General features: G+C 64.3%; 1 protein-coding gene and 2 pseudogenes. All 3 read left to right on the top strand.

The genetic code is table 11. The features are described 5' to 3' along the window. A pseudogene (locus tag EN738_RS34320) lies at positions 1 to 383 on the top strand (hypothetical protein); the annotation flags it as partial. After that, on the top strand, positions 383 to 1,087 hold the full coding sequence (locus EN738_RS34315) for a hypothetical protein (protein WP_127287365.1): 705 nt from the start codon (positions 383 to 385) through the stop codon (positions 1,085 to 1,087). The pseudogene EN738_RS34320 and the gene EN738_RS34315, both read left to right, overlap by 1 nt. Before the next feature lie 53 nt (positions 1,088 to 1,140). Next, positions 1,141 to 1,382, top strand: a pseudogene (locus tag EN738_RS34310) (hypothetical protein); the annotation flags it as partial.

Here is a 1,382-nt window from a genome sequence, read left to right as displayed (position 1 = left end):
TGACGGCCCGCTGGAACCAGATCGAGCCGGCCTATGTCGCATTCAAAAGCGGGCAGGAAATCCCTCTCAACGGGACCGCGCTCGCCGCCTGGTCTGGCGTCACGCCCGAACAGGCCGAAGTGCTGCGTACCGCCGGCATTCGCACGGTCGAGGAAGTCCGCGACCTCACCGACGGGCAGCTTGACCGCGTGCGCCTGCCGAACATGCGTGACCTGCGCAAGCAGGCAGCCCTCTTCCTCGAGAACAGTGACGCGGCCAAGGCCGCCGAGCGCGAGGCCGCGAAGGATGCCCAGATCGTCGCGCTGATGGAGCGTCAGGAGGCGATGGAGGCCATGATCGAGGAACTGACCAAGCCGAAGAGCAAGGGCAAGGAAGCTGCCTGATGTCCATCCTCGACGTGGTCAAAGGCGCCGCGACGGTGCTCGGCATGGAAGTGCCGACACTGGTCTATGGCGCGACCGGTCGAGAGATGGTCGAGATGCAGGAACTGGCCAACGTCATGGCGTCCGAAATCGCGGACGCGCATGACTGGCAAAAGCTGCTGGTCCTGAAGACGCTCACCGGCGACGGCGTGTCAGATGCGTTCGACATGCCGACCGACTTCCGGCGGATGCAAAAGACGTCGTCGCTCTGGTCGTCACGCTGGCAGTGGGCAACCGAACACCTCACCAGCCCGGATCAGTGGCTTGAGCTTCAGGTGACGCCGATCGCCACGGTGAACGCCTACTGGATCATCTTCGGCGACCAGTTCCACCAGTGGCCGGTGATGGCCAGCGGCGAGACGGTCAAATTCTTCTACGTCTCGAACCAGCTCGTCGCCGCAAGCGACACGTCAAAGAAGACGATGTTCACCGAGGATGCCGACAGCTTCCGGCTTTCCGAGGAACTGCTGAAAAAGGCGATCATCGCCCGCTGGAAGCAGAACAAGGGCCAGGCCTACGAGCAGGATCTGGACGACTACCAGGACTTGCTCCTGCGCCGGATCGATACGGACGCCGGTTCCAAGTCGGTCGTGTCGGGTCAGCCGCCTGTCAGTTGGCGCGGCCGGCGCGTGGCGTGGCCTGGCAAGGTCACAGGTGCAGCGTGAGGTACGAGCGTTTTCCAGGTCGCCGGAAAGCCGTTCCGGCCCCTGCGCGCGCCATGGCGCAGCCCTTCACGTTCGGCGCGCCGGTCGTTGGCTGGGTGACCAACCAGAGCCTGGTGAAGTCCAAGCCGTTCTCGGCTCAGACGCTTGAGAACTGGCTGCCGACGTCGACCGGCATCGTGATGCGCGGCGGCTCGGTCAAGCGCGCCACGATCGGCAGCGACCCGGTCGAAAGTTTCATCACCTACAACGCCGGCGGCACCAAGAAGATTTGGGCCTGCGACGAGACGACCGTGCG

Origin of the sequence: Mesorhizobium sp. M4B.F.Ca.ET.017.02.2.1 (assembly GCF_003998955.1) — a bacterium.
Taxonomy (GTDB): domain Bacteria; phylum Pseudomonadota; class Alphaproteobacteria; order Rhizobiales; family Rhizobiaceae; genus Mesorhizobium; species Mesorhizobium abyssinicae.
This window is presented reverse-complemented; position numbering and strand designations above follow the sequence as displayed.

Coding starts and splice junctions, on each gene's coding strand:
- EN738_RS34315 (WP_127287365.1), top strand. CDS start 383: ATGTCCATCCTCGACGTGGTCAAAGGCGCCGCGACGGTGCTCGGCATG.